Origin of the sequence: Nocardia sp. NPDC049707, from assembly GCF_040674855.1 — a bacterium.
GTDB lineage: Bacteria > Actinomycetota > Actinomycetes > Mycobacteriales > Mycobacteriaceae > Nocardia.
On the sequence record NZ_JBFANN010000016.1, the window covers coordinates 78,603 to 103,212 of the forward strand.

A 24,610-nucleotide genomic window follows, 5' to 3' on the forward strand; every position below is an offset into this window, starting at 1 on the left:
TCCCAGACACAGGAGAATCTTCATGTCAACGACGACTGCCCGCCGAGCCGCCGACTACGACGGCCACCGGATCACGGTATCGGCCGACGACGGCACCCCGATCTCGGTCCGCACCTTCGGCACCGACGACGCGCACCTGACCGTCGTCTTCGTACACGGCCACTGCCTGCGCGCCGAGTCCTGGTCATTCCTGCGCGATCAGTTGTTGCGGCACTGGGGGACGGTAGTCGGCGGAGCCGACGGGGCGGGTAAGTACAGCGGGACGGTAGTCGGCGGAGCCGACGGGGCGGGTAAGTACAGCGGGACGGTAGTCGGCGGAGCCGACGGGGTGGGTAAGTACAGCGGGACGGTAGTCGGCGGAGCCGACGGGGCGGGTAAGTACAGCGGGACGGTAGTCGGCGGAACCGACCAGGCGGGTAACCACAGTGGGTCGGCGGATGTACGCATGGTGTTCTACGACCACCGTGGACATGGCGAATCCGGCATCGCCCATCCATCGACCTACACCATCGATCAACTCGGCCACGACCTCGACGCCGTACTGCGGTCGGTCGTGCCGACCGGCCCGATCATCCTCATCGGACATTCGATGGGTGCGATGGTCACCATCGCCTACTCCCGGCTGTTCCCGGCGACCATCGGCACCCGGGTGGTCGGTGTCGGCCTGATCGCCGGTGCGGCCAACGGCATCACCGAGGTTGGACTCGGTCGTTTCCTGAATCGGCGCGCGGTGAACTCGCTGCAGGTCGCGGTGCTGCGGGCGCCCCGGTTCATGCAGGCCTCCAAGCGGCTTTCCCGCCGGATCTTCGAGCCGATCGCCCGCGAGGCGAATATGGGCACCAAGCGGACGAATCCGCGCATGGTCGCGGTGGCCGCAGCGATGATGAACGACACGCCGCTGCTCACCATGTCGAGCTTCCTGGCCTCGCTGATGTCCTTCGACGAGAGCGCGTCGCTGTGCCGGCTCGGCAGCATTCCGGCGCTGGTGCTGGCTGGTTCGGCCGACATCGTGGTGCCGTTCGCACATTCGGTGGTACTCGCCTCGCAACTGGCGGGCTCCGAGCTGGTCCGGCTCGAGGGTGCGGGACACAGCGTGCATCTGGAGCGGGCCGAGGAGGTCGCGCTGTCCATCGTCGCCCTGGTCGACCGGGTCATCGCCGCCATGCACGGTCATGACCCCGGATACGCCACCGCCAGCTGACCGGACGACCCATCGGGGCTCACCACGGTCCGATAGCCAACAGCAGGCAACGTTCGGTGGACTTCCCGGATTGTGGGCCCCATGAGCCAAAACCCAATTTCTCACGTACTGTGTTGTAGATCACGTTGTGTGGTGAGTCACACGACTCGGTAAGGCGTGGTCCAAACCATGGAACCAACCGCCACCCACCGAGTTCGTCTGTCCACCAAGTAACACAGGAGGTATCGATGACACGCAGCGAAATAGCCGAACTCCACTACGCGGTCGGCCAGCTCCGGCAATCCATCGGCGCACTGCGCTCCCACTACGGCGACGCCAAATCGGTGCGACGATTGGAAAACGATCTCGAGCGCCTCGTCATCGACACCGACGAATTCGACCAGTCACCGCCGCAGGAGATCGTCAGCCGCCGCAAGGACGAGACGATCTACGTCCCCGACAGCAAGTCCGATGAGGCGGCATGGATGGGCGCACAGGACGAGGGCCTCGGCTTCCACTCCCGCCCACGCACGAAGTAACCCGGTTCGCGGACCTGACTCGGCGCTGAGCGGGCCCGCGATCCGCTCGCTGTGCCACGCCGATCCGCGCGGCGGCGAGACACCATGGGTCGAGATCCCATTCCCACACCAACGCAAGCACTTACACCATCACGGCCGCGGCAAACACCGCCCGCGGTCCACTGCCGAGGCGGCGGGTCGTTCCGGAATCCGGCGACCGCGAACGGCAATCGATAGAGCTTCGTAGCTGGTTCGCCACCCCGCGTGCTGACCAAACCTGGATCGAATGTGGCAGAAATCACGCCACTCGAGCCGGGGTGGCTTTGCCGGGACCACGCTCGAGCGATAGCTGACGTGTCGTATGGTGCTCAGCATCACATTCGATTGCGGGGGTCGCGGAGACCATCCGCACAGCAGATCAGCGAGGCATCCACCTGTGAGTGCCGCACCGACCGCCGCCCCGGAAACGGGCACCGGCGTCTTCAGCAAGACCAGGGCCGCCATCTCCACGCGCACACTGCGCACCGACCGGTGGTGGATCCCACCGCTAGCGACGGCCGTCGGACTAGCCGCGTTCGTCATCTACGCGACCATCAGATCGTATGTGCGAACGGCATATTGGGTTCCCGACTACCACTACCTGACGCCGTTCTACTCGCCGTGTGTGAGCAGCGACTGTGTCGAGGGCTCCAGCCATTTCGGCGCATGGTTCGGCCACATCCCGGCGATCCTGCCACTGGGCTTCCTGGTGCTGCCGTTCCTGCTCGGGTTCCGGCTGACCTGCTACTACTACCGGAAGGCCTACTACCGCGCGGTGTGGTTCTCCCCGCCCGCGTGCGCGGTCGCCGAACCGCACGCCAAGTACACCGGCGAAACCAAACTGCCGCTGATCATCCAGAACGCGCACCGCTACTTCTTCTATGTGGCCGTACTCGTTTCGCTGATCAACACCTATGACGCGATCACCGCGTTCCACGGCAAGACCGGCGGCTTCGGCTTCGGTCTCGGCAATATCGTGCTGACCGGCAATGTGGTGCTGCTGTGGGCCTACACGCTGTCGTGCCATTCCTGCCGGCACGTCATGGGCGGCAAGCTCAAGCACTTCTCCGCCCACCCGGTGCGGTACTGGTTCTGGACCCAGGTCTCCAAGCTCAATACCCGGCATATGGCGCTGGCCTGGACCACCCTCGGCACGCTCGTGCTGACCGACTTCTACGTGATGTTGGTTGCCAGCGACACGATTTCGGATCTGCGGTTCATCAACTAACCGCCCTCACAAACCAGGAGTTTCGCGGCCATGCCAGAAGTGGAACGGCACAAGTACGACGTCGTCGTCATCGGTGCCGGTGGCGCCGGACTGCGCGCGGTGATCGAAGCCCGCGAACACGGTCTCTCCGTCGCGGTGGTGTGCAAGTCGTTGTTCGGCAAGGCGCACACCGTGATGGCCGAGGGCGGATGCGCCGCCTCGATGGGTAACGCCAACGAAAAGGACAGTTGGCAAACGCATTTCAAAGACACCATGCGCGGTGGCAAGTTCCTCAACAACTGGCGCATGGCCGAATTGCATGCCCAGGAGGCACCCGACCGGGTGTGGGAACTGGAAACCTATGGCGCGCTGTTCGATCGGACCGCCGACGGCCGGATCAGCCAACGCAACTTCGGTGGCCACACCTACCCGCGGCTCGCGCACGTCGGTGACCGCACCGGACTCGAGATCATCCGGACCATGCAGCAGAAGATCGTTTCGCTGCAGCAAGAGGATTTCGCGCAGACCGGCGACTACGAGTCGCGCATCAAGGTTTTCGCCGAATGCACCATCACCGAATTGCTCAAGGATGGCGACCGGATCGCCGGTGCGTTCGGGTACTGGCGCGAGTCCGGACGGTTCGTGCTGTTCGAGTCGCCCGCCGTGGTGCTCGCGACCGGCGGTATCGGCAAGTCCTACAAGGTGACCTCGAATTCGTGGGAGTACACCGGTGACGGCCACGCGCTGGCACTGCGGGCCGGCGCGACGCTGATCAATATGGAATTCCTGCAATTCCATCCGACCGGCATGGTCTGGCCGCCCAGCGTGAAGGGCATTCTGGTCACCGAGGGTGTGCGCGGTGACGGCGGGGTGCTCCAGAACACCGAGGGCAAGCGGTTCATGTTCGACTACATTCCGCCGGTCTTCAAGGGGCAGTATGCCGAGACCGAGGAAGAGGCCGATCAGTGGTTGCGCGATAACGACTCCGCCCGCCGCACACCGGATCTACTGCCGCGCGACGAGGTGGCCCGTGCCATCAACTCGGAGGTGAAGGCGGGACGCGGCACCGAACACGGTGGCGTGTACCTGGATATCGCCTCGCGACTGCCCGCCGAGGAGATCCGGCGGCGGCTGCCCTCGATGCACCATCAGTTCAAAGAGCTCGCGGATGTGGACATTACGAAGGAGCCGATGGAGGTCGGCCCGACGTGCCACTACGTGATGGGCGGAATCGAGGTCGATCCGGATACCGGCGCGGCGACCGTGCCCGGATTGTTCGCCGCGGGTGAGTGTTCCGGCGGTATGCACGGCTCGAACCGGCTCGGCGGCAATTCGCTGTCCGATCTGCTGGTATTCGGTCGGCGGGCCGGACTCGGCGCCGCGACCTACGTCGAAGAACTGTCCGAGCGCCCCGCGGTCGCCGGTGCCGATATCGATGCGGCCGCGAAAGCCGCGGTGGCGCCGTTCGATCCGCCCGCCGAAGGGACGGGGGAGAACCCCTACACCGTGCACACCGATCTGCAGCAGGCCATGAACGATCTGGTCGGCATCATCCGCAAGGAACACGAATTGCGGCAAGCCATCGATCGCCTCGCCGAACTGCGGACCCGCTTCAACAGTGTGACGGTAGAGGGGCATCGGCAGTTCAACCCGGGCTGGCATCTCGCCCTCGACCTGCGCAATATGCTGCTGATCAGCGAATGTGTTTCGCAGGCTGCACTTTTGCGCACCGAGAGTCGCGGCGGACATACGCGCGACGACTTCCCCGCCATGGATCCGCAGTGGCGCAACAAGTTGCTGGTATGCGCGATTGATCCCGCAGATGCGGACGGACAGGTGCCCGGTGTGCGGGTCACCCCGCAGGACCAGATCCCGATGCGCGACGAACTGCTCGCGCTCTTCGATCTGAGTGAGCTCGAAAAGTATTACAACCCAGCCGAACTCGCCTCCCATCCGGAGGGTTCGGTTTCGGCCACGGAAGGCGAGGCGTAGGAATGGGTTACGACGCCAAATTCCGCGTGTGGCGCGGTGATATCGACGGCGGGGAACTGCGCGACTTCACCGTCCAGGTGAACGAGGGCGAGGTGGTGCTCGACATCATCCACCGGCTGCAGGCCACCCAGGCACCGGATCTCGCGGTGCGGTGGAATTGTAAAGCGGGTAAGTGCGGTTCGTGTTCGGCCGAGGTGAACGGTCGGCCGCGGCTGCTGTGCATGACCCGGATGTCGACCTTCCAGCCGGACGAGTTGATCACGGTCACGCCGATGCGCACCTTCCCGGTGATCCGCGACCTGGTGACCGATGTGTCGTTCAACTACCAGAAGGCGAGGGAGATACCGTCTTTCACGCCGCCCGACGATCTGAAGCCGGGCGACTACCGGATGCAGCAGGTCGATGTGGAGCGCTCCCAGGAGTTCCGCAAGTGCATCGAATGCTTCTTGTGCCAGAACACCTGTCACGTGGTCCGCGACCACGAGGAGAACAAGGCGGCGTTCGCCGGTCCGCGCTTCCTGATGCGGATCGCCGAGTTGGAGATGCATCCACTCGATGTGGCCGACCGTCGCGATCTGGCTCAGGAAGACCAGGGGCTCGGGCTCTGCAATATCACCAAATGCTGTACCGAGGTCTGCCCGGAGCACATCAAGATCACCGACAATGCCCTGATTCCGATGAAGGAGCGGGTGGCGGACAAGAAGTACGATCCGCTGGTCTGGTTGGGCAACAAGCTCTTCCGGCGCTGATCAACCGCTGACAGGCCACCGGCCGGGTAGGAAGCCCGGCCGGTCGGCGCACCCTTACAATAACGCGACAACACCGACGGCGACGCCCCACACGAGCACCCCGACGAAAAGTGCCGAGAGGAACGAGCCGGTCAGGACGAATACGCCGACGGCGGACACTGCGAAAAGCAGTGCCACGATCAGCCATTCCACCCAATCATCCGGCCGCAGCTTCTTGTACCGGGGATGGGAACTCTTGAGCCCACGGTCCACAAGATATTGGTTACCCGTAATACCCCTCGGCAAACGCGATTTCGTTGTCGAATCTGCGCTATTTCGTGATCCAGCCGAGCACATCCGATCACTGACGGCTCGGCAAAGCGCCTCTGCCGTCACGTGACTCGACCCGGTGGGCAGACCACGCCGGGTCGATCACACTAGGACTCTGGCCGGTCGAACTCACCATCGTGCACACCCGCTGTGAAGGCGGCCCACTCACCGGGCGTGAAGACCAAGACAGGCCCGTCGGGGTCCTTACCGTCGCGCAGCGCGACGTGCCCGGCATCCAATAGCGCCACCTCCACACTGTCCTTTCCCGTGCCCGCACCGGCCGTACGCCAGACCGCGCCGGTCAGGTCCACTTGCGCACCCTCATTGATGCTCACGCCCGCAACTCCTCAGAACTCGCCGCCAGTAACACCTGTGGTAAAAGCCTTCCATGCACTCGTGCTGAAGACGAGGGCAGGTCCTCCGGGATTTTTGCTGTCGCGCACGCCGACCCGGCCGCCCGTGAGGTAGGCGACCTCCACGCAGTCCTTGCCCGCACCGCTGTGGGTGCTCTTGAACCATTGCGCGCCAACCAAATCCATACTCATGCCATATACTCCTTCGCTATCTGCCGGAGCAGATGTCTACTGGGTTGAATATCCAGCGCGCAGCGCTGGAGGCACTCGTGCGCACGATCGTACCGCCGTACATCAGCATGTCTTTCGAGGTAGAGATCCCCCGTGAAGCCCTCTGCGTACACCACCGGCGGCTCGACCGGCTGGCCCTTGCTATCGATTCCGAATTCGAGAACTGTGAACGGCCCGGTGGATACTCCGAGCGGAACACCGGCCGCGAACGGCAGAATACGCAGGGAGATATTGGGTTGGGTACTGATATCGGCAAGATGACGTAGCTGCGCCGCCATCACTTTGGCGCCACCGACCACCCGGCGCAGAACCGACTCGTGCAAGATCACGTTCACCGTCGCCGGTGCGACCTTGCGCGTGATCAAAGCCTGGCGCTGCATACGCAGTTGGACCCGGCGCTCGATCTCGGCATCCGAATCGTCCGGATAGCCAAGACGATTGAGGGCTCTGGCGTAGTCGGCGGTCTGGAGTAGGCCGAGGACGAGTTCGGACTGGTACGAGGTGAGTTGCTGGGCAGATGCCTCCAACCCGACATAGACGTCGAAGTTTTCGGGGATGAGATCGCCGTAGGCATGCCACCAGCTCTTGACGGCGGCTTGCTGGGCCAGGCCCTTCAGCCCGTCGGACAATTCGCCCGGCATGCCATAGATGCGACACAGCTCTTGGATATCGATGGTTCGAATGCGGTCGGCCTGGCCTTTCTCCAAGCGCTGCAACGTACTTGCGCCCCACTCCATCAGCCTGGATGCCTCGGCGATGGTCAGGCCCGCCTGAGTGCGCCAGTCCCGGAGATATCTGCCCAGCTGGCGTCTGGGTAGAGTAGAGGCGCCGTTCTCGGGCGACAGTCGGTCCGAGGTCTCCGAGGCTTTTGCCGAATTCGCTGACACAGCACGCTCCGTTCTGTATTCAACTGCGACGATCCCGGGCCCTACGCGGTCACGCAGGCTTGCGCCTCCGGGCCCGTCGCACACGGCGCGAGCTCGGATGCTCACCCAAGGGTTTGCTCCGGGGCTACCCCACAAGCTCGGTTCCCCGTCACTTCGCTTGGGCCGAGGGCTGTTTCGTCCACTATGGAGAATCCTCCCTTCCCGGTTGGGTTTTGTGCTGGGAATTCGCCTCAAATCTTTGGATATCCAAGAAGGACGTTGTTCGGAACCCACCGCGGATGGTGTGCTGGAAGTGTGCCCGGAGCGGATCAGGTGCCTCTTCCCTCCTCCTGTGAAACCTCCGGGCGCGCACGGTATCCAATTGCGACACTCGCGGCGCCCTCCGTGGCCACGCAAGCTACCGCCTCCGGGCGCGTCGCGAGAGTCGCAGTATCCGATTGCGACACTCGCGGCGCCCTCCGCGGTCACGCAAGCTACCGCCTCCGGGCGCGTCGCGAGAGTCGCAGGAATCGCATGTAGGAACGAGGAGTCATGGCTGTAAGTGTCATAGCGTCGTCGTTGATGACCAGCGATTTGACCCCGCATCGCGCCCGTAGTGTCGGCCAGGAGAACTGGGTGGTTTCGTATTTGCCCGGACGCACGCTGACCTGCGACCAGGCGGTTGCCGCACTGAAGGTTGCCGAAGTGGTGCCGTCACTGTTCGCCGCGGTCGGCGATCTCGCGGACGAGGTCGGCCTGACCGTACTCGAGGCGGTAGGTATGGCGGTTCGACAGGCCCCGTGGGATCAGGGACCGATCTCCCGGTACACCCGACACGTTCGCGCGGTGCGACGCCGAGCGGAGGTGGCCTGATGCAAGTCACCAACCTACACATGCCGGTCGCATCGCTATTGGCCTGCGGAAACGATCCTGGCGTGCTGACAATCGAACAAGCCCACGCCGCAATGCAACTGCATATCGACTGCACGGTCGACCGGTGCCGGGTCCGCCGTGCGGCGCGGACCACGCTGGTCGAGGCGGGCAAATGTGTGCTGGACGAGCGCGCGCTGCAGTTATGAGGCCCGCTGCCGAGCCGCCGGGTGTACCGGAGGTGCTTGCCGACTGCATTCGGGTGCTGCGCTGGGTGATCGCCGAATCCCTTGCGCATCGACGACACAGCACGGCCGAGACGACATACGGCCTGCCGAAACGAGTTGTCCGGCGGATCCACTCAATGCCAGGTGTGATCGGTGAGCGGGGTGCGCGGACCGAACTTCGGCTGGTGCGCGTAACCGCTGATCTCCAGCAGGCGGACGGCCCGATAGCGATGTGGCCGTAGCGGTTCCAGATATTCGACCATCGCGTCATCGTCGATGGGTTCGCCGAGCAGTGTCCAGCCGACGATGGCGGCCAGATGGTAGTCACCGACCGAGAGGGCATCCGCGTCACCGAAGGCGCGCTGCCCGATCTCGGCGGCGGTCCACACTCCGATACCGGGCACGGTACGCAGGCGACGGGCGGCGTCCGCCGGATTTTCGGCCGCCGCCCGCTCCAGCGCGTCCGCTACCCGGGCCGCGCGCACGATCGTCTGCGCGCGCTGCGGCCCGACATTGGCGCGGTGCCAGGTCCACGACGGGACCCGGCGCCAGGTATCGGCGTCGGGCGGCAGCAGCAGTCCGACCGGCGCTGGACCGGGAGCCGGAGATCCGAACTGTCGCACCAGCTTTCGCCAGGACGCACGGGCCGAGACGGTGTGCACCTTCTGTTCGAGTACCGCGGGTACCAAGGCCTCGAAGACCAGGCCCGTGCGCAACATGCGCAGTCCGGGAAAACGGCGGTGCGCGTCGAGGATCTTCGGATGTGCAGGGTCGAAGTCGGAGACGTCCTCGTCCAGGCACAGCATGCGGTCGAGGCCGTCGAGGAATTCGGCCGCGCCCGGACCCCAGGCGCGGGCGTCGACCGTGTGCCGATCGGCTTGGGTCAGGCGGTAGGTGACCGGGCCGGTCGGCATCCGAGAGGCGTGCCAGTGCGCGCTGTCCTGGGTGATCTGATGGCACGGGTCGCCGCGGCCGCGGGACAGGGGTGCGAGGGTGGGCGCGAGATCGATCGGCCGCTCGGCCCTGACCGTTCTGGTCAGGCCGGCTCGGCTCAGGTCCGGCGCGGCCGTCTGATTGCGCACCGACCTATTGTGCCCGGTGGGCGGGCGGCGCGAGCGCGGACCTCCCGCACCATGTCGAATGTTGTCCGGCTCACAATTGTTTCCGGTTCGAATGTACGGGTTGCGATACAGATTCGGCATAATCGCAGATCGCCGTTACTTTGTAACGCAATGAATGAATAGAGCGATATTGATGCGTTCAGCAAACAGCCGGCAGTCACCATAGTGGAGGTAGATAAATGATCACCAGCGCGCTCAACTGGTTGCTCAATGCCTGGGGTGCGGTTTCCGCGGGCAGCTCGGGCTACCAGATTCCGCCCGGCACGTTGCCGTTCGGCAGCTGATTCTCATTCGCCGAGCAGAAATTGCGCCAGGTGCAGCCCTCGGTGGCCGCTCAGCTGCATGGCCTGGGTTCGACACGAGAACCCATCGGCTATCAAGGTCGAATCGCCGTCCGCATTCCGCAGCGCCGGGAGCAAGCCATTCTCGGCTACGGCAACCGAAATGTCGTAATGGTTGGATTGCATTCCGAAGTTTCCGGCCAGACCACAGCAGCCGGTAACCTCCGTCACATTAACCTGCATGCTGGCTAATAGTTGGCGATCTTTATCGAAGCCGAGTACGGCATGGTGATGGCAATGCGGTTGGACGACCACCGACTGTCCGGGCCGAGCCGGCGGACGCCAGTTCGGCTGTTCGGCAAGGAATTCGGCGAGTGTGCGCACGGCGGCCGCGGTCGCGGCGGCGCGTGGGTCGTCCGGTAACAGTTCCGGTAGGTCCGAGCGCAGGACCGCCGTGCAGGACGGCTCGAGGCCGACGACGAGGCCGCCGCCGCGCACATGCTCATCCAGTTCGGTCAGTGTGGCGCGCAGCCGGGCCCGAGCGCCGTCGAGTTGGCCGGTGCTGATCCAGGTGAGCCCGCAGCACACCCGCCGTCGCGGTATGCGGACTCGGTAGCCGAGGGATTCCATCAGTCGCACCGCCGCCTGGGCTATTTCGGGGTCGAAGGCATCGGTGAAGGTGTCGATCCACAGCAGCACTTCGGGTGCCGAATCTCCCGACCTTCGATCGTGCCAGCCCCTGCGGAAGCTGCGGTCCGCGAGTCGCGGTATCCCACGGCGCGGATCAATTCCGCCCGCGCGCAAGGTGATGCGGCGCAACCACCCGATTTCGGACAGCGCGTTCACCACTCGCGGCATCCGGCCCGCGGCGCCGAGCCAGCGCGGCAGCCAGCCCAGCGCGTAGTGATCGATGGGACGCGGGCGGCGCCGGTAGCGGCGGTAGAGCGCCTCGGACTTATAGGTCGCCATATCGACGCCCGCCGGGCAGTCGGAGCGACATGCCTTGCAGGACAGGCACAGATCGAGCGATTCGGCGACCGCCTCGGATGACCAGGGGAGTGCGCCGCGCACCACCTCCTGTAGCACCCGCGCCCGGCCGCGGGTGCTGTCCTTTTCGTCGGCGGTGGCCAGATATGACGGGCACATGAAACCACCGGTCGCACGGGTGTCGGCCCGGCATTTACCGACCCCGACGCAGCGATGGACGGCCGCGGCGATATCGCCGTTGTCGTGCGGAAACGCGAAACCCCCCGCACCGTCGACCGGTCGCACTCCGACCAGCCGCAGATCGGCATCGATGGGGCGCGGAGCGACCAAGACGCCCGGATTCAACACATCGTCCGGATCGAAAAGCGCCTTGTATCCGGCGAATACGTCGAGTGCGTCCGAGGAGTACATGATCGAGAGCAATTCCGAGCGGGCCCGGCCATCGCCGTGTTCACCGGAGAGCGAGCCACCGTAGCGGACCACCAGCTCGGTCGCGTCCTGGATGAATTTCCGAAAGCGTTGCGGCGCATCGGCAATCGGCAAATCGAGACGGACGTGGATACAGCCGTCGCCGACGTGACCGTAGAGGAGTCCGTCCACGCCGTGGTCGCTTGTCAGCGTGGCGAAATCGCGCAGATAGGCACCGAGATGCTCCGGCGGTACGGCCGCATCCTCCCAGCCCGGCCAGGCCGGATGGCCCGCCGGCGTGCGACCGGCGAGTCCGGCACCCTCGGCTCGAATGCGCCAAAGTGCCGCGGCGACACCGGAATCGGTGACAATCCGGGAGTCCAGCGCGTCGACGGTTCGACAGAGCCGCGCGGCCGCGGCATACGCCTCCGCGGGAGTATCGCCAGCGGACTCGACGAACAGCCAGCCACTACCGCGTGGCAGTTCCGGCACACCGCTGGTGGCGCCGCGGTGTACGCGCACGATATCGACCAGTCGCGCATCGATGCCCTCGACCGCGATCGGCTTGCATGCCATGACCGCCGCGACATCGTCCGCGGCCGTCGCGATATCGGGATAGCCGAGCACGGTGAGCACGGTGGCCCGCGGCAACGGCACCAGCTCTACCGCGGCCTCGAGCAGCAGCCCGCAGGTCCCCTCGGTACCGACGAACGATTTCGCGACCGCCGAACCACGTTCCGGCAGTAGATGTTCCAGTCCATAGCCGGACGCCTGCCGATCGAATCGGCCGAGTTCGGTGCGGATCACCGCGAGACTCGCTCTGGTGAATTCGGGCAGTCCGGGAATTGCCGACGGGTCGGCCGCCAACATTCGCTCAGCGCAGGTCCCATCGAGAATGCGCAGCTCACGCACATTATCCGAGGTGCGCCCCCAGGCCACGGCATGCGGTCCGCACGCATTGTTGCCGATCATCCCGCCCAGCGTGCACCGATTCTGAGTCGACGGATCGGGCCCGAATCGCAGCCCGTGCACACCGGCCTTTCGCTGCAATTCGGCGAGGACGACACCCGGCTGAACGCGTGCGATGCGCTGCTCGGGGTCCAGCTCGCGGATGCCATTCATATATCGGCTGAAGTCCAGCACGATCCCCGGACCGATGGCATTGCCCGCCACCGATGTCCCCGCGCCCCGGGCGGTGACCGACAGACCGTTACCCCTGGCGAATTCGAGCGTGCGCGCCACATCCTCGGCCCCGCGCGGAAAAACGACCGCGGCCGGGAGCACCCGATAGTTCGACGCATCGGCGGAGTATTCGGCACGCCTGCGTGCGGACGTGTCGACCTCACCCGCAATCCCACGCCCCAGCGCCACCGCCAATCGCTGCATATCCACCCTGCCAGCCTAGGCACGCGTCCCGTCCCCACAGCCGCGGCCACCTCGGCGAACTGCGGAGTTGGGCGGGTTCAGACGGTCGGACGAGGACGGCGCAGCAGCCAGGCCAGGAACGATCGCCGCGGCGGGCGCGGATACTTCGCCACCACGGTCCCGGAATCGACCTCCCCGTCGACGCGGAGCAGCGGCGACCCGGGCAGACTGCCCTCGGTGACCTTGTTCTTGACGGCACCGCTCCAGGCCTGCACCCGATCGAGGTCGACTCGCCAGCCGCGCGGCACGATCAACTGGACCGTGCCGGAACCCGCCGCGACATGCACCGTGACCTCACGATGCGGACACAGAGCCCGGGTGAAGTCGATGGTGATACCACCGGAGTCGCATTCGGCCGTGATCTCGGCCGGGACGATCCACTCCCCATCCTTCACCCGCGCCCCGCTGCTGGTGCGCAGTTCGATGGGTTCGCGCGCCGCGGCGAGCACCGGCAGATCGGAGGTGATGGCGACGAGTTCCTGCGTCGTCTGCGCCGAATAGACCTCCAGCAGTCGTTTATCCAGTTCGAGCAGATCGAGTTGCCCCGCGTCGAGGGCGAGCTGCAGCTGCTTGGCCGCGACCTCGCGATCGGTATCGCCGACCCGGACCGCGGGCAGGTTGTCCTGTGCATCGGTCATCGAATACATCCCCTGGTTCGTCTGCTGCGATCGTACGATGTCGGCTGCGCCCATGGCATGAGCAACCGACCCGGGGGCGCATTTGCGCTGCTTGTCACTGTCATGCGGTAAGACATAGCTATGCCGAGGTGGCTGCTGCACGTCGATCTCGACCAGTTCCAGGCGGCGGTGGAGTTCCGTCGCCATCCGGAGCTGCGCGGCCTGCCGGTCATCGTCGGCGGCCATGGCGACCCCGACGAACCGCGCAAGGTAGTGACCTGCGCGTCGTATCCGGCCAGGGCATTCGGGGTCCGCGCCGGGATGGCCTTGCGCTCGGCCAAGCGCAAATGTCCCGACGGGATCTTCCTGCCGCTGGATATGGCCACCTACGAGGAGGCGTCCGACGAAGTCATGGCGCTGCTGCGGACCTTTCCCGGCCGCGTGGAGGTGTGGGGCTGGGACGAGGCGTTCCTGGCCGCCGATACCGACGATCCGGAACGGCTCGCACGCGAAATCCGTAGTGCCATCGCCGAATTGGAGTTGACCTGCGCCATCGGCATCGGCGACAACAAGCTCACCGCCAAACTGGCGACCGGCTTCGCCAAATCCGCCGGTAAGTCCTCGGCCGCGCCCGCCGATACCGATGGCGCGGCGGCGGGCATCTTCCGCCTCACCGCGGCGAACTGGGTCGAGGTGATGGCGCACCGTCCGACAAATGCGCTGTGGGGCATCGGAAATCGGATCGCCGCGCGGATGGCCGACCTCGGCATCGAAACGGTCGCCGACCTGATGTCCGCCGATCGGCAGCGCCTGGCCGCCGAATTCGGTCCGAATACCGGCCCGTATCTCTGGGTGCTCGGTCACGGTAAGGGCGATACCGATGTCACCACGGAACCTCGAATTCCGGTGGGCCGCAGTAAATCCGAGACCTTCCCGCACGACCTGACCGAAACCGAGGAGATCCGCGCCCAGGTGGCGCGACTGGCCACCGAGGTGGGCGAGGAGATGGCCGCCGCGGGCCGCATCCCCGTGCGCGTCTCGGTGACCGTCCGCAGCAATACCTTCTTCACCCGCAGCAAACAGGAGAAACTCCCCGAGCCGACCACCGATATCGCGACCATTGTGGAAACGGCCCTGCGCATCATCGACCGATTCGAACTCGATCGCCCGGTTCGGCTGCTCGGCGTCCGCCTCGAGCTCGTACCGCAATAGCGGGGGCCGACGTGAAGATCCACCCCGGCGCAGGCCGGCGCTCGTATGCTCGTCGACATGGAGTTCTGGGCGATGGTGGCACACGAATCGGACAGTGGGATCGTGCTCACCCGGCAGCAGGTCGACGAGGACTTCCTCGGGCCGGGTGAGGTCACGATCAAGGTGCACTACTCGAGTGCGAACTACAAGGACGGGCTGGCGATCACCGCGGGCGGTGGCGTGGTCCGGAATTATCCGATCATCCCTGGCATCGATATCACCGGCGAGGTCGTCAGCTCCGAGGTCGACGATTTCGCGCCCGGTGACCAAGTGGTGGCGCACGGCTACGATCTCGGCGTTTCACATCACGGCGGCTTCGCCGAATACGCCAGGGTGCCCGCCGACTGGGTGGTCCGGCTCGACGGTCTCAGCACCCGGGATGCGGCCGCGCTCGGCACCGCCGGTTTCACCGCCGCACTCAGTGTGCAGAGCCTGCTCGATCACGAACTCACCCCGGAGAGCGGCGCGGTGCTCGTCACCGGAGCGACGGGCGGTGTCGGCAGCGTGGCCATCGATATCCTGTCGGGCCTCGGTTTCGAGGTGATCGCGTCCACCGGTAAGACCGATGCGGGCAATCGGCTCGCCGAACTCGGCGCGAACGAGGTGATCGGCCGACTGCCGGAGGATCCGGATGCGAAACTGCGTCCACTGTCGAAGGCCACCTGGGCCGGTGCGGTGGACAGTGTCGGTGGCAAATCGCTCGCCTACATCCTCAGCGCGATCGGCTATGGCGGTGCGGTCGCGGTCAGCGGCCTCACCGGCGGCTCGGATCTGCCGACCACCGTCATGCCCTTCATCCTGCGCGGCGTATCGCTGCTCGGCATCGACTCCGCGTATCTTCCGATCGACAAGCGCCGCGCGCTGTGGGCTCGACTCGCCAATGAGCTACGGCCCCAGCACCTTTCGACCATCGAGAACTTCGCTCCCATCACCGACGCCGAGCAGATCCTGCACGCCATGCATCACGGCAGCCACTCCGGCCGCACCGTATTCGGCGTCGCGGGCGAATTCTGACGCCTAACCCACCGAAGCCCGGCCTGATCCGATCGCGCCGGGCTTCGGTGCGTACGGGTCTCATACCGCGACTTCGACCGGCCGGCCCTGGCTCGGCGGCAACAGGTCTAGGGTACTCGGCGGCATAGGCGCGGTGAGTGGTCACGAAACCGCCTCAGCGCAAAGTGCTTTCAAGTGATCATCGAGGTGACCGAGCCAAGTTGTCAGCGCAGCAGGATAGCGAGCACATCAGGTGCGGTAAAGCGCCGACCGTAGGAGCTGTCTCCGTGTTGGCGAAGTATGCCGGCCTCGACGAGTTGCCCGACGAGTGCATTGGCCCGGGTGTAGGTCGGGTGTGGGCCAGGTCCCGTGCGGTGGAATGGTTGGTGGCTGGCGAATCATGAAGAAATCGACGACGACGTGACAGACCTAAGGGTTATAGATCTCCACGTAGGCGTTGGTGGCGAGGGCGAAGACGCCGGGACCCATCCCGGTGCAACCCACCGTCGTACGCTCACCCGACGGCGTGAAGGGGTAACTGAGCACCTTGTAAGGCCCGACTGCATACAGCGGGAACGGCCCGCTGGCGTAGAGGCCGACGCAGTCGAGGTGGAGCACGTAGTTGGATCCGCCATCGCGCTGGCAGAACGCCGACGCATCGAACAGTCCCTTCTCCACGGTGCAATCCTGCGGCGCGGCCTGCGCGGTACCCGACCCGACAACAGCGGTGAAGGCCAGCCCTGAAATACCCGCGGCCGCGACTCGTGCGGCGACAGCAAACGACCTGCTCATGAAACCCTCCTGGTTTGTGTTGCGGTGTTCGTCGGAGTGAAGCGCTGAAATGTTACGTCCACCACGGGCTGCTGTATGGATAGATGACAACTGGCGCTGACCGATTCGGAGCTGGTGCGCTTGGTTGTGACGTAGGCACCTCCGGCCGCACCGTATTCGGTGTCACGGGCGAATTCTGACGGTATCCCATCGAAGCGGCTCAGGCCGCGACTTCGACCGGTTCCTCCGCGAACTGCGTGCGGTACAGCTCCGCGTAGCGGCCTTCGGCGGCCAGCAATTGAGTGTGCGTGCCGCGCTCCACGATTCGGCCGTCCTCGAGCACCAGGATCTGGTCGGCGGCGCGAATGGTGGAGAGCCGATGCGCGATGACCAGTGCGGTCCGACCGTCCAGCGCCTCGGAAAGTGCCTCCTGGACAGCGGCTTCCGAGGTCGAGTCCAGCGAGGCGGTCGCCTCGTCCAGGATCACCACCCGTGGCTGCTTGAGCAGCAGTCGGGCAATGGTCAACCGCTGACGTTCACCGCCGGAGAGGCGGTAGCCGCGCTCACCGACGACCGTATCCAGGCCGTCCTGCAGCGATGTCACCAGCTCACGTAACCGCGCCCGCTGCAATGCATCCCACAGCTCGGCCTCGGTCGCCCCGGGCCGGGCCAGCAGCAGGTTGGCGCGGATGGTGTCGTGGAACAGGTGGCCGTCCTGAGTGACCAGGCCGACGGTGTCCCGGATGGAGGTCGTGGTCAGGTCGCGCACATCGGTACCGTTCAGCCGCACCGCACCGCCATCCACGTCGTAGAGCCGGGAAACGAGTTGAGCCACCGTGGATTTTCCGGCACCCGAGGAACCGACCAATGCGACGAGCTGACCGGGCTCGGCCCGCAGCGACACATTGTGCAGCACCTCCACCCCACCGCGGGTATCCAGCGTCGCGACATCCTCGAGCGAGGCGAGCGACACTTTATCGGCCGACGGGTAGCCGAAGGTGACGTTGTCCAGTTCCACGGCGACCGGACCCGCGGGCACCGCGACGGCATCCGGCGCGTCCTCGATCAGCGGTTTCAGATCCAGCACCTCGAAGACTCGCTCGAAGCTCACGGTCGCGGACATGATCTCCATCCGCGCGCTGGCCAGTGCGGTGAGCGGTGTGTAGAGGCGGGTCAGCAGCAGCGAAAGCGATACCACCGCACCGGCATCCAGCTGGCCGCGCAGCGCGTACCACCCGCCGAGTCCGTAGACCAGGGCCAGTGCCAGCGCCGAGACCAGGGTCAGCGAGGTGACGAATACGGTCTGCAGCATCGCCGTGCGCACCCCGATATCGCGCACTCGACGCGCGCGCAGCGCGAATTCTTCCGACTCCTGCTGCGGCCGTCCGAACAGTTTCACCAGCGTTGCGCCCGGTGCCGAGAACCGTTCGGTCATCTGAGTGCTCATCGCGGCATTGAGGCTCGCGGCTTCCCGTTGCAATCCGGCCAGCCGATTTCCCATCCGCCGCGCCGGAACCACGAATACCGGCAGCAGCACCAGCGCGAGCAGCGTGATCTGCCACGAGATGTGGACCATGACGGCAAGTGTGAGCGCGAGGGTCACCAGATTCGTGACGACACCGGAGAGCGTATCGCTGAATGCGCGCTGCGCCCCGATCACATCGCTGTTCAAGCGGCTGACCAGGGCGCCGGTGCGTGTCCGCGTGAAGAACGCGACCGGCATCTTCTGCACATGATCGAAAACCGCCGTGCGCAGATCCAGGATCAGTCCCTCACCGATGCGCGAGGACAACCAGCGAATGATCACGCCGAGCGCGGCATCGATCACCGCCAGCCCCGCGATCAGGATCGCGAGAGTCACCACGACACGCGGCGCCGCACCACCGACGATGTCGTTGACCACCCGACCCGCCAACACCGGCGTCGCCACCGCGAGTAGTGCGGACACGACGCTGAACAGCAAAAACGCACCGATCCGACGACGATGTGGCCGCGCGAACCGCGAAATGCGCCGCGCCGTGGCGAGCCGGAACGGCCGCTGCTCCTGCGGTGCGTTCGCACGCCGATACATCTGGCTCCAGGCCACCGATTCGATACTCACCGTGCTGCTCCCTCTCGCTCCCCACCCATCGAACACCTGGCCACCGACACTAAGACCTCAACAAAGGTTGAGCACAAGCCGACTCGCACGTATTCCGCACACAGCGAAACCCGGGTGTTGCCCCGGCCACAGAACAGAACTAAATTCTGGTCATGAAGATTCGAGATCGGTTGCTGCTGGCGGCCGAGCGGCAGTTCGCGGAACGGGGGGCACTGGAGACCACGCTGACCCAGATCCGCGATGCGGCGGGCGCCAGCGTCGGCGCGCTCTACCACCACTTTCCGGATAAGGCGGAGCTGTACCGCGAGGTGTGGACACATGCGCTCGCCGACTATCAGGAGCACTTCTGGGTGGTCGTCGGCGAGAGCACCGATGCGCGCGCAGGCGTTACCGCGGGTGTCGTCGAACATCTGCGGTGGATTACCGAAAATCAGTACCGCGCAAAGGTTCTCACCTCGGCCCGGCCGCCCGGTGTCCGCGACAGCGACAGCAACCGCGAATTCCTGCGCAATGTCTTGCGCTGGTGGCGCACCCACGCCCGCTACGGCGCGGTGCGCGATCTCGATTTCGACCTCGTCTACGCACTGTGGCTCGGCCCGGCGCAGGAGTACTCCCGGCACTGGCTCGGCGGCGAAATCCGTACCGCCCCCATCGATGTTGCGCGTGAACTCGCCGATGCCGCCTGGCAGGCGCTGGGCACAACCGACCACTGACCTAACGGAGCCATCCATGCCAACGATCACCCTCGACCTGGATCACGCGAAGCAGGTGCTGGCCGCGCAGCCATTCGCGCAGCTGATCGGTACCGAGATCACCGCATTCGGTGACGGCGCAGCGACACTCGTCGTTCCCATCCGTCCCGAACTGGGCCAGCAATTCGGCTTCGTGCACGGCGGTGTGGTGTCCTACGCGGCCGATAACGCACTCACCTTCGCCGCGGGAACGGTGCTCGGCGCCAATGTGCTTACCGGCGGCTTCACCATCACCTATCTGCGCCCTGCCGCCGGTACCCGGTTGCGCGCGGCGGCCACCGTCACCGGGGCAACGCGCCGCCAAGCCGTCGTCGCCTGCGAAATCTATGCCGAACGTCCCGACGCCGAACCGGTGCTGTGCGCGGTGGCTCAAGGCACTGCGCGCTCGGTCGAGCGCAAACTCGGCGGCGACTGAGCATCCGCCGACCACTGGGTAGTAAGCAGTGCCACGATTGTGTGCGCACGGGCTTGCCGCCTTGCGTCGCGGTCACGGTGACCATGCACGCGAAACGGGCCGTACCCGCAGGCACGGCCCGTTTCCGGCGAATATCAGGCGCTCGCCGCGAAAGCGGGCGCGTCCAGGGCCGGTTCGGCGACCGGCTCGATGGCGTAGGCCAGGATGTCGGCGACGTCGGCGACCGGACGCACATCCAGGGCGGCCAACACGTCGGCTGGCACGTCATCCAGATCCGGCTCGTTGCGGGCCGGGATGAATACCGTCTTCAGTCCCGCGCGCTGCGCGGCCATCAGCTTCTGCTTCACCCCGCCGATCGGCAGCACCCGTCCGTTCAGAGTCACCTCACCGGTCATGCCGACATCCGCGCGCACCTGCCGGCCCAGTGCCAGCGACACCAGGGCGGTGACCATGGTGACACCCGCCGACGGCCCGTCCTTCGGCACCGCACCCGCCGGGAAGTGGATGTGGATATTGCGATCGAGCACCGACGGTTCGATGCCGATCTCGGCCAGGTGCGAGCGCACGTAGGTGAGGGCGATCTGCGCCGACTCCTTCATGACATCGCCGAGCTGACCGGTCAGGGTGAGCGCACGCTCGCCCTCGGCGCCATTGGCCTCGATGTAGAGGACATCACCGCCTAGACCGGTGACCGCCAAACCTGTTGCCACACCGGGGACCGCGGTGCGTTCCACCGAATCCGGGGTGAACCGCGGGCGACCCAGGTAGTCCTTCAGGTTGTCCAGATCGATGGTCAGCGATCCGGATTGCACCAGCGCGTCGTAGTCCAGCTCGGCGTCGTGGCCCAACGGCACCACGGTTTCGTCGGTGGCGGAGTCGGTTCCGTCCTCGGAGAGCCGAGTCGCGGCCTTGCGCAATGCCTTCGCGATCAAGCGCTCCATCTGCCGCACCCCCGCTTCCCGGGTGTAGTTGGCCGCGACCTCGCGCAGCGCCTCATCGGTGATCGAAACCTCCGCCGCGGTAAGCGCATTGCGCTCCAGCTGCCGTGGCACCAGGAAGTCGCGAGCGATGGCCACCTTGTCGTCCTCGGTGTAACCGTCGACGGTGATCAGCTCCATCCGGTCCAGCAGCGGGCCCGGAATGGTTTCCATGACATTCGCGGTCGCGATGAACAGCACATCGGACAGGTCGAGATCCAGATCCAGGTAGTGGTCGCGGAAGGTGTGGTTCTGCGCCGGATCGAGCACCTCGAGCAATGCCGCGGCCGGATCGCCGCGGAAGTCCGAGCCGACCTTATCGATCTCGTCGAGCAGGACAACGGGATTCATCGATCCCGCCTCCTTGATGGCACGCACGATCCGACCCGGCAGCGCACCGACGTAGGTGCGCCGGTGACCGCGGATCTCCGCCTCGTCGCGCACACCGCCGAGCGCGACGCGAACGAACTTGCGACCCATGGCTCGTGCCACCGACTCACCGAGCGAGGTTTTGCCGACACCGGGCGGCCCGACCAGCGCGAGCACGGCGCCGGAACCACGTCCACCGACGACCTCGAGTCCACGCGCGGCGCGGCGGGAGCGCACAGCCAGGTACTCGACCATGCGGTCCTTGACCTCGTCCAAGCCGTGGTGATCGGCGTCGAGCACCCCGCGGGCGGCCGAAACATCGGTGCTGTCGGTGGTTTTCACGGTCCACGGCAGCTCGAGGACGGTATCCAGCCAGGTCCGGATCCAGCCGGACTCCGGGCTCTGATCGCTGGCCCGCTCCAGTCGACCGACCTCGCGCAACGCCTCGGCGCGCACGTCATCGGGCAGATCGGCCTGCTCGACCCGGGTGCGGTAGTCGTCGGCGCCGTCGGGCTCGTCCTCGCCGAGTTCCTTGCGAATGGCATTGAGCTGCTGGCGCAGCAGGAATTCGCGCTGGCTCTTCTCCATGCCGGCGCGGACATCCTCGCTGATCTTCTCGGTAACCTCGGCCTCGGCGATATGCGCCTTGGTCCACTCGATCAGCTTGGTCAAACGCTGTGCGGTATCCGGAGTTTCGAGCAGCTCACGCTTCTCGTCGGCGGTCAGGTACGGCGCGTAGCCCGCGGTATCGGCAATCGCGGACGGATCGGTCAGCTGATTGACCGCGTCGATGATCTGCCAGGCCTCGCGGCGCTGCAGCACCGAAACGACCAGCTTCTTGTATTCGGCGGCAAGCTCTTTGGTGCGACCGTCGACGGCGGGCGTCTGCACCGGTTCGGCCTCGACCCACAGCGCGGCGCCCGGCCCGGTGACCCCGTGGCCGATCTTGGCGCGCCGTTCGGCCTTCAGCACCGCGGCGGGCGCGCCACCGCGCATCCGGCCGACCTGTTCGATGGTGGCGACGACGCCGTAGGAGGCGTAGCCCTCGGTCAATCGGGGCGCGAGCAGCACCGCGTCGGTATTCGCGGCACGTGCGGCGTCGATAGCGGCCTGCGCCGATTCGTCCAGTTCGATGGGCACGACCATGCCCGGCAGCACGATCGGATCGGTCAGGAACAGCACCGGCAGGTTCTGTGGTGTAGTCACGTGTTCGACCCTTCCAAAAGTTGAGCGATGTCCAGTCAACCTCGGGCCATCTACGTTTGTTCCGCCCCGCCGCCCACGTTCGCTCACAGCGATCGGCGTTCGATGCGGCACTACAATTTCGAGCGTGTTCGCGGCCGGTGTCCGGACCTGTTCGCTGCGACACCATCGCGATCGTGCGCGCCGCCTTCGGCCGCCGCCAATTCGACAATCTCGAGAGACCGACTGCCGCACCCGCGGCACCGACTGGTCGAGGACGAGGAGTTCACCCTCGAACAGGCCGAGAAGATCGACGAGTTCGCCGCACGCAAGCTCCAGGACCTCACTCCAGGGGAGTTCATGGAGATGTTCCACGCCTCGGTCGAACAGGATGCCTGGCTGCTGTATCTGCGCGGCTTGCGGTCGGCGCCGCCCACCTGACGATTTTCGGCTGGTAACCGGCCCCAATCGGATGGGCGGCGCGCCGGGCAAAATACAAGCACGCATGCTTGCATTTTTTTGAGCCCGCTGGGATGCTGAACCACGACGGTGTACGCAGCAGTGCGCCTGGACGGGACAGGGATCCGATGGCCGACCTAGACGCGCTCCTGCGCGATTTCGCCGACGACTGCGCGGAACTGGAACGAATCGTCGCGCCGCTGACTCCGGCGGACTGGTCCGCACCGACACCGGCCCCCGGCTGGAGTATCGCCCATCAGATCGGCCATCTGACCTGGACCGACGAGGTCGCCACGCTGGCCGCCACCGATCCGGACGGTTTCGCGAAACTGGTCGAGGAGGCCGGTCCGCGGGCATTCACCTTCGTCGACGAGGCCGCCGAGGCCGCGGCCACCGCACCGGCCGCCGAACTGCTCGACCGATGGCGCCGCGGGCGCGCCGAGCTGATCAAGGCCCTGCACGCGGTGCCGTCCGGCGCCAAATTGCCGTGGTTCGGACCGCCCATGAGCCCGGCATCCATGGTCAGCGCGCGCATGATGGAAACCTTCGCCCACGGCCAGGACATCGCGGACGCGCTCGGGCTGACCAGGACACCGACCGCCCGGCTGCGCACGGTCGCCCATATCGGCGTACGGACCAGGAACTTCGCCTACACCGTGCGCGGCAAGACCGTACCGACCGAGGAATTCCGGGTCGAACTCACCGCACCGGACGACAGCGTGTGGTCATGGGGTCCCGAGGACGCCGCGCAGCAGGTGACCGGTCCGGCACTCGACTTCTGCCTGCTGGTGACGCAGCGCCGGCACCATGCCGATCTCGCGCTGGAAACAGTGGGTGCCGACGCCGCCGAATGGCTCACCATCGCACAGGCTTTCGCGGGACCGACGGGGGCTGGGCGGTCGGCGGGCCAGTTCACCTGACTCGCCGCACCGAACCTGACAGGTGCGGGCGAGCGTCACACTTGGGTGCGCCGTTCGTGTCGGCCGGACGCCGTTGGCCGGATGTCTCGATGTGGCAATCGAGAATGACGCTCGCCAGCCAAGGATATTTACCCGCCTGTCAGCTCGCGGAAACATGAACGACGCCATCCGGCACGAATGCCGTATCGCGCGCGTTCACCGGCTTTTGTGATGCTGCTCTCCCCCACGAGGCGCCACCTGCGGCCGCACCTGTAACCTGGACGAGCGCGCGGCTTTCAACGATGCGGGCCGCGGTGAGGGGATCAGGGGAGGACGGAAGGAACGCATCGTGCCAGTACATAAGCCTGCCCAAATCGCTCGGCATACCGCCATCGTGCTCGCCGGCGCCGCCAGCCTCGGTCTGACCGTCGCCGCGGGAGCCTACATCGCCCATCAGATGGCCGATACCCAGCACGCCGCCGATAACGTCGCCGCACCACCATCGGTTCGGATTCCGGATATCGGTCCCTACTACGGACCCGCGCTCTCCGATGCCGCGCTGACCGGCGGAAGTCACGACCTGCCCGCACTATTCGGCCGCTTCCCCGCGGAGCCGGGCGACGGCGCGGTGAAAATCCCTCAGGCCCATACCGATTCATCCGCCACCGCCGGAATCGGCGGCAAACTGAGCCTCGGCACCGCATATGTCGGCGCACAGGTGACACCTGGGCTCGCGAATTCGGTCGCCTTCACCGTGGATACCAATGCGCTGACGGTACTGACGGATTTCCTGCTCACCGAACCGGATCGGGAGCGACTCGGCATCCACACAGATCCGGGCGCCGTCACCGAGTTGCGTACCGAGGTCGATACGCACAACGGTGAAGTGACATTCGCCTTCTCGGATCCGAACCTCGGTGCGCACGACCTCAGACTGGACCGCGATCCGTCGCCCCGCACCGAAAGCACGCCCGACGTAGCGAAATCGACGGCTCCGGAGACGAACAGCGCCATCACCGTGTGACAGATTGCCCACCCGAGGCGACAACTGATTTCGTATA

The 24,610-nt window shown here is 65.7% G+C and carries 24 protein-coding genes; 14 read left to right on the top strand and 10 right to left on the bottom strand.

Annotated features, from left to right (window positions below):
- Positions 1-22 precede the first annotated feature (22 nt).
- The 5 genes from AB0J29_RS16790 (at position 23) to AB0J29_RS16810 (ending at position 5,685) form a co-directional block, all read left to right on the top strand.
- Positions 23-1,201 carry an alpha/beta fold hydrolase gene (locus AB0J29_RS16790; RefSeq protein ID WP_364786106.1) on the top strand — a complete coding sequence of 393 codons (1,179 nt, stop codon included), beginning with the start codon at positions 23-25 and terminating at the stop codon, positions 1,199-1,201.
- Between the two features lie 227 nt (positions 1,202-1,428).
- Positions 1,429-1,719: a hypothetical protein gene (locus tag AB0J29_RS16795; protein ID WP_364786109.1), complete on the top strand. Its 291-nt coding sequence runs from the start codon at positions 1,429-1,431 to the stop codon at positions 1,717-1,719.
- Positions 1,720-2,134: 415 nt separating this feature from the next.
- Positions 2,135-2,965 (top strand): hypothetical protein, encoded by an 831-nt coding sequence (locus tag AB0J29_RS16800; protein WP_364503608.1) that lies wholly within the window; start codon positions 2,135-2,137, stop codon positions 2,963-2,965.
- A gap of 30 nt (positions 2,966-2,995) precedes the next feature.
- A complete protein-coding gene (locus tag AB0J29_RS16805; RefSeq protein ID WP_364786112.1) occupies positions 2,996-4,936 on the top strand; it encodes a fumarate reductase/succinate dehydrogenase flavoprotein subunit in 1,941 nt (646 codons plus the stop codon).
- A gap of 2 nt (positions 4,937-4,938) precedes the next feature.
- Positions 4,939-5,685 (top strand): succinate dehydrogenase/fumarate reductase iron-sulfur subunit, encoded by a 747-nt coding sequence (locus AB0J29_RS16810; protein WP_364786115.1) that lies wholly within the window; start codon positions 4,939-4,941, stop codon positions 5,683-5,685.
- 54 nt (positions 5,686-5,739) lie between these two features.
- Here the strand turns inward: AB0J29_RS16810 and AB0J29_RS16815 are convergent, their stop codons facing one another.
- The 4 genes from AB0J29_RS16815 to AB0J29_RS16830 all read right to left on the bottom strand — a co-directional run bounded on the left by AB0J29_RS16815 (position 5,740) and on the right by AB0J29_RS16830 (position 7,423).
- A complete protein-coding gene (locus AB0J29_RS16815; RefSeq protein WP_364786118.1) occupies positions 5,740-5,937 on the bottom strand; it encodes a hypothetical protein in 198 nt (65 codons plus the stop codon).
- A gap of 164 nt (positions 5,938-6,101) precedes the next feature.
- The gene (locus tag AB0J29_RS16820) at positions 6,102-6,329 is read right to left on the bottom strand and encodes a DUF397 domain-containing protein (protein WP_364786121.1); all 228 of its coding nucleotides are present in this window, start codon (positions 6,327-6,329) and stop codon (positions 6,102-6,104) included.
- A gap of 12 nt (positions 6,330-6,341) precedes the next feature.
- On the bottom strand, positions 6,342-6,539 hold the full coding sequence (locus tag AB0J29_RS16825; RefSeq protein ID WP_364786124.1) for a DUF397 domain-containing protein: 198 nt from the start codon (positions 6,537-6,539) through the stop codon (positions 6,342-6,344).
- Positions 6,536-7,423: a helix-turn-helix transcriptional regulator gene (locus AB0J29_RS16830; RefSeq protein ID WP_364786253.1), complete on the bottom strand. Its 888-nt coding sequence runs from the start codon at positions 7,421-7,423 to the stop codon at positions 6,536-6,538. The genes AB0J29_RS16825 and AB0J29_RS16830 overlap by 4 nt, the downstream gene beginning before the upstream one ends.
- Positions 7,424-8,026: 603 nt before the next feature.
- Here AB0J29_RS16830 and AB0J29_RS16835 point away from each other — a divergent pair.
- Complete coding sequence (locus AB0J29_RS16835) at positions 8,027-8,317, top strand: hypothetical protein (RefSeq protein WP_364503590.1); 291 nt, start codon at positions 8,027-8,029, stop codon at positions 8,315-8,317.
- Entirely contained in the window at positions 8,317-8,523 is a 207-nt protein-coding gene (locus AB0J29_RS16840) for a hypothetical protein (RefSeq protein ID WP_364786127.1), read from the top strand. Before AB0J29_RS16835 ends, AB0J29_RS16840 begins: the two co-directional genes overlap by 1 nt.
- A gap of 152 nt (positions 8,524-8,675) precedes the next feature.
- Here AB0J29_RS16840 and AB0J29_RS16845 read toward each other — a convergent pair whose 3' ends face one another.
- The 3 genes from AB0J29_RS16845 to AB0J29_RS16855 form a co-directional block, all read right to left on the bottom strand.
- Complete coding sequence (locus AB0J29_RS16845; protein WP_364786256.1) at positions 8,676-9,596, bottom strand: DNA-3-methyladenine glycosylase 2 family protein; 921 nt, start codon at positions 9,594-9,596, stop codon at positions 8,676-8,678.
- Positions 9,597-9,949: 353 nt separating this feature from the next.
- Positions 9,950-12,724: an FAD-binding and (Fe-S)-binding domain-containing protein gene (locus AB0J29_RS16850; protein WP_364786259.1), complete on the bottom strand. Its 2,775-nt coding sequence runs from the start codon at positions 12,722-12,724 to the stop codon at positions 9,950-9,952.
- Between the two features lie 77 nt (positions 12,725-12,801).
- The gene (locus AB0J29_RS16855; RefSeq protein WP_364786130.1) at positions 12,802-13,401 is read right to left on the bottom strand and encodes a DUF1707 domain-containing protein; all 600 of its coding nucleotides are present in this window, start codon (positions 13,399-13,401) and stop codon (positions 12,802-12,804) included.
- A gap of 120 nt (positions 13,402-13,521) precedes the next feature.
- Here AB0J29_RS16855 and AB0J29_RS16860 point away from each other — a divergent pair, with 120 nt between their 5' ends.
- Together AB0J29_RS16860 and AB0J29_RS16865 are read left to right on the top strand one after the other, a co-directional pair.
- Positions 13,522-14,592 carry a DNA polymerase IV gene (locus AB0J29_RS16860; protein ID WP_364786133.1) on the top strand — a complete coding sequence of 357 codons (1,071 nt, stop codon included), beginning with the start codon at positions 13,522-13,524 and terminating at the stop codon, positions 14,590-14,592.
- A 57-nt stretch (positions 14,593-14,649) separates the two neighbouring features.
- A complete protein-coding gene (locus AB0J29_RS16865; RefSeq protein ID WP_364786136.1) occupies positions 14,650-15,645 on the top strand; it encodes an oxidoreductase in 996 nt (331 codons plus the stop codon).
- A 408-nt stretch (positions 15,646-16,053) separates the two neighbouring features.
- Here AB0J29_RS16865 and AB0J29_RS16870 read toward each other — a convergent pair whose 3' ends face one another.
- Both AB0J29_RS16870 and AB0J29_RS16875 read right to left on the bottom strand, forming a co-directional pair.
- Complete coding sequence (locus AB0J29_RS16870; protein WP_364786139.1) at positions 16,054-16,416, bottom strand: hypothetical protein; 363 nt, start codon at positions 16,414-16,416, stop codon at positions 16,054-16,056.
- Between the two features lie 199 nt (positions 16,417-16,615).
- Entirely contained in the window at positions 16,616-18,496 is a 1,881-nt protein-coding gene (locus tag AB0J29_RS16875) for an ABC transporter ATP-binding protein (protein WP_364786142.1), read from the bottom strand.
- 152 nt (positions 18,497-18,648) lie between these two features.
- Between AB0J29_RS16875 and AB0J29_RS16880 the strand changes: the two genes are divergently transcribed.
- Together AB0J29_RS16880 and AB0J29_RS16885 are read left to right on the top strand one after the other, a co-directional pair.
- A complete protein-coding gene (locus AB0J29_RS16880) occupies positions 18,649-19,209 on the top strand; it encodes a TetR family transcriptional regulator (protein ID WP_364786145.1) in 561 nt (186 codons plus the stop codon).
- A 16-nt stretch (positions 19,210-19,225) separates the two neighbouring features.
- Positions 19,226-19,663 (top strand): PaaI family thioesterase, encoded by a 438-nt coding sequence (locus AB0J29_RS16885; RefSeq protein WP_364786148.1) that lies wholly within the window; start codon positions 19,226-19,228, stop codon positions 19,661-19,663.
- Between the two features lie 134 nt (positions 19,664-19,797).
- Here the strand turns inward: AB0J29_RS16885 and lon are convergent, their stop codons facing one another.
- Positions 19,798-22,215 carry an endopeptidase La gene (lon, locus tag AB0J29_RS16890; RefSeq protein WP_364786151.1) on the bottom strand — a complete coding sequence of 806 codons (2,418 nt, stop codon included), beginning with the start codon at positions 22,213-22,215 and terminating at the stop codon, positions 19,798-19,800.
- A 102-nt stretch (positions 22,216-22,317) separates the two neighbouring features.
- On the opposite strand from lon, the gene AB0J29_RS16895 reads away from it, so the two are divergent.
- The 3 genes from AB0J29_RS16895 to AB0J29_RS16905 all read left to right on the top strand — a co-directional run bounded on the left by AB0J29_RS16895 (position 22,318) and on the right by AB0J29_RS16905 (position 24,573).
- The gene (locus AB0J29_RS16895; protein WP_364786154.1) at positions 22,318-22,632 is read left to right on the top strand and encodes a hypothetical protein; all 315 of its coding nucleotides are present in this window, start codon (positions 22,318-22,320) and stop codon (positions 22,630-22,632) included.
- A 146-nt stretch (positions 22,633-22,778) separates the two neighbouring features.
- A complete protein-coding gene (locus AB0J29_RS16900; protein ID WP_364786157.1) occupies positions 22,779-23,570 on the top strand; it encodes a TIGR03084 family metal-binding protein in 792 nt (263 codons plus the stop codon).
- Positions 23,571-23,898: 328 nt separating this feature from the next.
- Positions 23,899-24,573 (top strand): hypothetical protein, encoded by a 675-nt coding sequence (locus AB0J29_RS16905; protein ID WP_364786160.1) that lies wholly within the window; start codon positions 23,899-23,901, stop codon positions 24,571-24,573.
- The last annotated feature ends 37 nt before the right edge of the window (positions 24,574-24,610 follow it).

Bases quoted from the DNA above. Each gene is read 5' to 3' on its own strand.
- AB0J29_RS16855 (WP_364786130.1), bottom strand. From the start codon at position 13,401: ATGACCGATGCACAGGACAACCTGCCCGCGGTCCGGGTCGGCGATACC.
- AB0J29_RS16840 (WP_364786127.1), top strand. From the start codon at position 8,317: ATGCAAGTCACCAACCTACACATGCCGGTCGCATCGCTATTGGCCTGC.
- AB0J29_RS16885 (WP_364786148.1), top strand. From the start codon at position 19,226: ATGCCAACGATCACCCTCGACCTGGATCACGCGAAGCAGGTGCTGGCC.
- AB0J29_RS16850 (WP_364786259.1), bottom strand. From the start codon at position 12,724: ATGCAGCGATTGGCGGTGGCGCTGGGGCGTGGGATTGCGGGTGAGGTC.
- AB0J29_RS16795 (WP_364786109.1), top strand. From the start codon at position 1,429: ATGACACGCAGCGAAATAGCCGAACTCCACTACGCGGTCGGCCAGCTC.
- AB0J29_RS16865 (WP_364786136.1), top strand. From the start codon at position 14,650: ATGGAGTTCTGGGCGATGGTGGCACACGAATCGGACAGTGGGATCGTG.
- AB0J29_RS16790 (WP_364786106.1), top strand. From the start codon at position 23: ATGTCAACGACGACTGCCCGCCGAGCCGCCGACTACGACGGCCACCGG.
- AB0J29_RS16900 (WP_364786157.1), top strand. From the start codon at position 22,779: ATGGCCGACCTAGACGCGCTCCTGCGCGATTTCGCCGACGACTGCGCG.
- AB0J29_RS16895 (WP_364786154.1), top strand. From the start codon at position 22,318: ATGCGGCACTACAATTTCGAGCGTGTTCGCGGCCGGTGTCCGGACCTG.
- AB0J29_RS16860 (WP_364786133.1), top strand. From the start codon at position 13,522: ATGCCGAGGTGGCTGCTGCACGTCGATCTCGACCAGTTCCAGGCGGCG.
- AB0J29_RS16805 (WP_364786112.1), top strand. From the start codon at position 2,996: ATGCCAGAAGTGGAACGGCACAAGTACGACGTCGTCGTCATCGGTGCC.
- AB0J29_RS16880 (WP_364786145.1), top strand. From the start codon at position 18,649: ATGAAGATTCGAGATCGGTTGCTGCTGGCGGCCGAGCGGCAGTTCGCG.
- AB0J29_RS16825 (WP_364786124.1), bottom strand. From the start codon at position 6,539: ATGAGTATGGATTTGGTTGGCGCGCAATGGTTCAAGAGCACCCACAGC.
- AB0J29_RS16810 (WP_364786115.1), top strand. From the start codon at position 4,939: ATGGGTTACGACGCCAAATTCCGCGTGTGGCGCGGTGATATCGACGGC.
- AB0J29_RS16835 (WP_364503590.1), top strand. From the start codon at position 8,027: ATGACCAGCGATTTGACCCCGCATCGCGCCCGTAGTGTCGGCCAGGAG.
- AB0J29_RS16870 (WP_364786139.1), bottom strand. From the start codon at position 16,416: ATGAGCAGGTCGTTTGCTGTCGCCGCACGAGTCGCGGCCGCGGGTATT.